The organism is bacterium (assembly GCA_027622355.1).
Taxonomy (GTDB): Bacteria; UBA8248; UBA8248; order UBA8248; family UBA8248; genus JAQBZT01.
Genome location: JAQBZT010000231.1, coordinates 1 through 4,705 on the forward strand (window position 1 = coordinate 1; position 4,705 = coordinate 4,705).

The window sequence follows — 4,705 nt, forward strand, 5'->3', positions numbered from 1 at the left end:
GATCGGCGGCGGAAGCGGCCTCATCCAGCAGGGCGCCTCCCAGGATGCCGCCCGCGGCCAGCCCCGCGGCTCCCTTGAGGAACTTCCTTCTCTCCCAAAAAACAGATTCGGGCGTGGCCTCCCGCTCGGGAATCGCCCATTCTTTCTTCCGGATAAACGGCATGGATATCTCCAAAAAAATCTGGCGGCAGACTTTTCGAAACCAGGGGCGGAAACAAGCGGGGCGTCCTGTGATACATTCTCCCGCGCAAGGAAAAGTGGCCCTCTGCCACGATTCTCCTTCACTATACAAATTATCTGTAAGGATTTCATAAAGGAACAAGCGTTTTCGTCACAGAAAATACATCTTTCCCGCTTTTTGGAGGAAATATGGAGGAAATACGTTTCCCGGCGGATCGCCTCGCCGCATTCATCGAAAGCACCTTCACCGCCCACGGCGTCTCCGCCGGGGACGCCCGAATCACGGCCCAGCGGATGATCGAGGCCGATCTCCGCGGGATGCACGGCCACGGCATCTTCCGCCTCGCCCCCTACTGCCGCAGGGTCAAGGAGGGCGGCTACAACCTCAGGCCCGACATCCGCCCCGAGCGGGAGACCCCGGTCAGCGCCCTCCTCGACGGGGACAACGGCCTCGGGCAGGTGGTCGTCACCCGCGCCGCCGAGCTCGGCATCCAGAAGGCCAAAGAATCCGGCATGGGCTGGATCGGCATCCACCATGGCAACCACGCCGGGGCCGGCGGCGTCTACGCCGCCCTCGCCCTCGCCCACGACATGATCGGCATGTACATGGCCATCGGAAACGCCAACCACATGCCTCCCTGGGGAGGCGTGGACATGCTTCTGAGCACGAACCCGATCGCCTTCGCGATTCCCACCGGCAAAGAACCCCCCATCGTCCTCGACATGGCGACCTCGGTGACCTCCTACGGCAAGGTGAAGGTGATGGCCCAGAGCGGCGAGATGATGCCCGAGGGGTGGATGGTGAACAGCAAGGGCGAGCCGCTGACCGACCCGCGGCGGGCGAGCGAGGGCTTTCTCGTCCCCATCGGCGGGCACAAAGGCTACGGCCTGAACGTCATCATCGGGGTGCTGGCCGGGGTGCTGAACTCGGCCGCCTTCGGCAGCGCGGTCATCGACTTCAACCAGGACTTCAAGAGCCCCACCAACACCGGCCAGGTCTTCTTCGCCATGCGGCCCGACCTGTTCCGCGATCTGGGCGACTTCAAAGCCGAGATGGACTTCCGCATCCGCGAGCTGAGGGACTCCGCCCCGATGGAGGGGATGGGCCCCATCCGCCTCCCCGGCGAGATGGCGGTCAAGAGGGAGCGCGAGATGCGCGAGAAAGGCATCTCCGTCGCGCCGCAGGTCCTCGAGGGGCTCCGCGGGATGGCGGAGGAGCTGGGGCTTGCGGACAGGCTGGACGTATAAAAGATCGACGCATAAAAATAAGAGGGGAAAGGCACAGCGTGCACCCTCCCCCTCTTTGAAAAAATCCTGCTCGAGAAAATCCAGCTCGAATTAATCCTGCTCGATCAGCTCCTCGCAATACGGCGCGCGCGTCATGTAGACGGGCTCACCCTCGGTGACGAGGATATGGTCTTCGATGCGCACCCCGGCGCCGCCGGGAATCCCCGGCACGAAAATGAGCGGCTCGATGGCGAACGTCATACCGGGCTTGAATTCGACGCTCTCGGCGCCGGGCATCACCTCGCCGACGTAGGGCGGCTCGTTCGGGGAGATGCCGCAGCCGTGGCCGATGAAGAGCTTGATGAAGTTCTCCTCGAGGCCCGCCGCGCGCGCGACCTCGAGAAATTCCCCCGCCGAATCGTCGTTCGTGTAGCCGGGCCGCATCTTGGCGATGCCCGCCTTCAGCGCCTTGTAGACGGTGGTGTAGACCTTGATCTGCATGGGGTGCGGCGGGCCGCCCGCGATCTTGGCCCTTCCGCCGTCGCCGAAGTAGCCGTTCCAGCAGGCGCCGATGTCGATGAAGACGATATCGCCGTTGCGGATGATCTTGTCGGTGGGAAAGCGCGTCGGCGGCGCCATGTGCTCCCCCGAGGCGACGAAGGGGGACGCCAGATGGCCGAATTCGCCCCCGTGAGTGAAGAGGGTCTTCATGGCCTCGGCCGCCACGTCGTACTCCCGCACCCCCGGCACGGCGGCGTTCAGCGCGGTGATGGTGACCGAATCGGCGATGGCGCAGGCCTGCTGGAGGCAGGCGACCTCATCGGGGGTTTTCTGCACCCGGCTCATGTACATGAACTGCTCGCCGTCCACGAAGGTGGCCTCGGGGAGGTATTTATCGAGGGCGGCGCGCTGCATGAAGGTGTGCCCGTCGAGGCCGATGGTGCCGCTCGCCACCCCCCATTTTTCCATCCGGGTGGCGATGTCGTCCCGGACGGTGTTCTCGACCAGGCCGGGCTCCTCGAGGATGCCGATCGGGACATAATCCTCGATCCAGGGCATGCACTCCGCGATGCGGTGCGCCTCGCCCGATGAGGCGAGCAGAGTGGGGCTTCCCTCCTGGCGGAGGAGGACGCCGTAGGTCGTGGAGGAGCGGTACTGGATCATGATGACGCGGGCGCTCGTGAGGTAGCGGACGTTCTCATCCTTCCACAGGATGAGGGCGTCGATGCCCGCCTCCTTCATCGCCGCCTGCGTCTTCTCGACGCGCTCCCTGCGCATCCGGTCGAAATCGATGCGGTGCTCCCAGTCAACCATCATGCTGCCGCGCGCCCAGGTGGGGTACTCGGTCATCCTGAATATCCTCCTTGTGCCTTCAAAATTAACGGATTCCGGGCGGATTCCAAACAGTCGGGGACCGCCGGAAATCGCCGATTGCGTGAGATTTTCCGAACAGGCGGCGACGCTAGCACCCGCACCCGGAGGTGTCAAGAAATCCCGCCGCATCCCCCATCTTCGCGGGCCATCGGGTATACTGGAGAGCGCCACCGGTTCGTTCCCGCCCGCGGAATCTGCCCATGGCCGCGCGCCGAAGCACACCGGATTTCGAAAAATCCAACCGGATCCCCTCCCTCCCCTACAAGCCGGGCGAGGCAGAGCGCATGCTCACCCTCTCGCTGCTGGCCACCGAATCGCCCGAGAAGCGACAGGAGATCAGCCAATCGCTCCTGGACGCCCTCTCAAGGAATTTCAAGGTCCCTCTCGTCCGCGTCCGCGTCGATCACAAGCCCCAGCCCCACAAGATGCACGCCGGCCGCCTGGCCTACAAGGAATACGGGGCGTACTACCTCGAGGATGAGGTGATCCGCATCGCCAACCTGACGGCAGTCAAGGGAAAGGTGGTGGCCGGAAAAACATTTCTCGACACCCTGATCCACGAGTACATGCACCACCTTGACCGGAAGCTGTTGGGCATTCCCTCGACCCCGCACAGCGCGGGCTTCTACCGGCGGATCGAAATTCTGAAGGGCCAGTTGATGCCGAAAGACAGGCAGAGCCGGAAGAATCCAGCGCCCCCCTGGCAGCCTCCTCCCGTCAATCTCACGGGCGCTCTGGAGACCGCCCGGGCCGCTGCCCGAACCGGAAACCCGGAGGAAAAAACATCGCTTCCGGCGGCACACCCCGCCCGCGAAAAATCTCCCGCCAAAGAGAAATCGGGACACCAGGAAACACCGCCACCCCGGAGGCGGAAGAAGCGCCCTGCGGAAACGCATCCGCTCGCTCAGCTTTCCTTCTCATTTAAAAACGATTCCTGAGCGGTTTAGTGGAGTATCTATCTTACCGAGGCAAAACGGGACCGGCCAATACACAGGATAAATGTTTGTATTTACTGAAATTATTAGCTTCATGCACGCTCCCCACACTGCCCCATTGCCCTTTTTCCGCGATTCGGTTAGAAATCGGGCTCAAACCTAAGAACCGCCGTGCGCCCGGCGGGCCGTCGAGAGGAGTGAAATAAAGATGCGTCCAGCAAATGATTTCGCACGGAAACCGCATGGTCCCCTGATGGGATTCTGGTCCTGGCAGTACCTGGATGTTTTCAAGACCCTGAAGATGGTCCGCAGCAAGCGGGTGAAGGGCTTCTACGAGAAGTTCGCCTCCATCCTGCCCCCGGGCGAGCAGTTCCCCGATTTCGAGCTCAAGGATATTCAGGGGAATGTCCACAAGATGTCGGATTATATCGGGAAAAAGTACGTCGTCTTGACGGCCGGCGCCATTACGTGACCGCCCTACCGGCGGCAGTTGCCGTTCTACGAAGAGCTCCAGAAAAAATACGCCGACCGCGACGTCAAGGTGTTCAACCTCTACGTCCGCGAGCCCCACGCGGGCGAGCGCGGCTTCCCGCAGTACAAGAACCACGAAAGTTACGAGCACAAGGTGGGCTACGCGAAGGAGCTCGCCCAGATCAAGGGGATGGAAGCCACCATCCTCGTCGACGAGATGGATCAGAAGGTCCACGAGACGCTCGGGAACCTTCCGAACTTCGTCTACCTCGTCGGCAAAGATGGAAAAGTTGTCTACAAGACCACCTGGTCGAACGCAGAGTTTGTGGACGAGTATCTCGCCAATCTGGTGAACGAGGATCCGGCCTTCGCCGATAAACCGAAGCTGGAGCCGACCATCTTCACCGCCCACGCCTCGACGGCCATTTAGCAGCGCATTCACCAAGCCTCAAAAGCGCGCCTCCTCCGGGGGGCGCGCTTTTTTTATTTCATCTTCCCGAATGCATCGAGAACGGCGT

The 4,705-nt window shown here is 62.1% G+C and carries 6 protein-coding genes; 4 read left to right on the forward strand and 2 right to left on the reverse strand.

What is annotated here, in order from left to right; genetic code table 11:
- Positions 1–163, reverse strand: a 163-nt coding sequence (locus O2807_12125; protein ID MDA1001245.1) for a twin-arginine translocation signal domain-containing protein, incomplete at its 3' end; no start/stop codon positions are given.
- A gap of 206 nt (positions 164–369) precedes the next feature.
- Between O2807_12125 and O2807_12130 the strand changes: the two genes are divergently transcribed.
- The gene (locus tag O2807_12130) at positions 370–1,428 is read left to right on the forward strand and encodes an Ldh family oxidoreductase (protein MDA1001246.1); all 1,059 of its coding nucleotides are present in this window, start codon (positions 370–372) and stop codon (positions 1,426–1,428) included.
- 90 nt (positions 1,429–1,518) lie between these two features.
- Here O2807_12130 and O2807_12135 read toward each other — a convergent pair whose 3' ends face one another.
- Positions 1,519–2,757: a Xaa-Pro peptidase family protein gene (locus O2807_12135; GenBank protein MDA1001247.1), complete on the reverse strand. Its 1,239-nt coding sequence runs from the start codon at positions 2,755–2,757 to the stop codon at positions 1,519–1,521.
- Between the two features lie 224 nt (positions 2,758–2,981).
- On the opposite strand from O2807_12135, the gene O2807_12140 reads away from it, so the two are divergent.
- The 3 genes from O2807_12140 (at position 2,982) to O2807_12150 (ending at position 4,617) form a co-directional block, all read left to right on the forward strand.
- Positions 2,982–3,719, forward strand: coding sequence for a hypothetical protein (locus O2807_12140; GenBank protein MDA1001248.1), 738 nt, complete (start codon positions 2,982–2,984; stop codon positions 3,717–3,719).
- A 205-nt stretch (positions 3,720–3,924) separates the two neighbouring features.
- The gene (locus O2807_12145) at positions 3,925–4,188 is read left to right on the forward strand and encodes a hypothetical protein (GenBank protein ID MDA1001249.1); all 264 of its coding nucleotides are present in this window, start codon (positions 3,925–3,927) and stop codon (positions 4,186–4,188) included.
- Between the two features lie 18 nt (positions 4,189–4,206).
- On the forward strand, positions 4,207–4,617 hold the full coding sequence (locus O2807_12150; GenBank protein ID MDA1001250.1) for a hypothetical protein: 411 nt from the start codon (positions 4,207–4,209) through the stop codon (positions 4,615–4,617).
- Positions 4,618–4,705 lie beyond the last annotated feature (88 nt).

What these genes read in the sequence shown, in the direction of transcription:
- O2807_12130 (MDA1001246.1), top strand. Translation starts at nt 370, where the DNA reads ATGGAGGAAATACGTTTCCCGGCGGATCGCCTCGCCGCATTCATCGAA.
- O2807_12135 (MDA1001247.1), bottom strand. Translation starts at nt 2,757, where the DNA reads ATGACCGAGTACCCCACCTGGGCGCGCGGCAGCATGATGGTTGACTGG.
- O2807_12140 (MDA1001248.1), top strand. Translation starts at nt 2,982, where the DNA reads ATGGCCGCGCGCCGAAGCACACCGGATTTCGAAAAATCCAACCGGATC.
- O2807_12145 (MDA1001249.1), top strand. Translation starts at nt 3,925, where the DNA reads ATGCGTCCAGCAAATGATTTCGCACGGAAACCGCATGGTCCCCTGATG.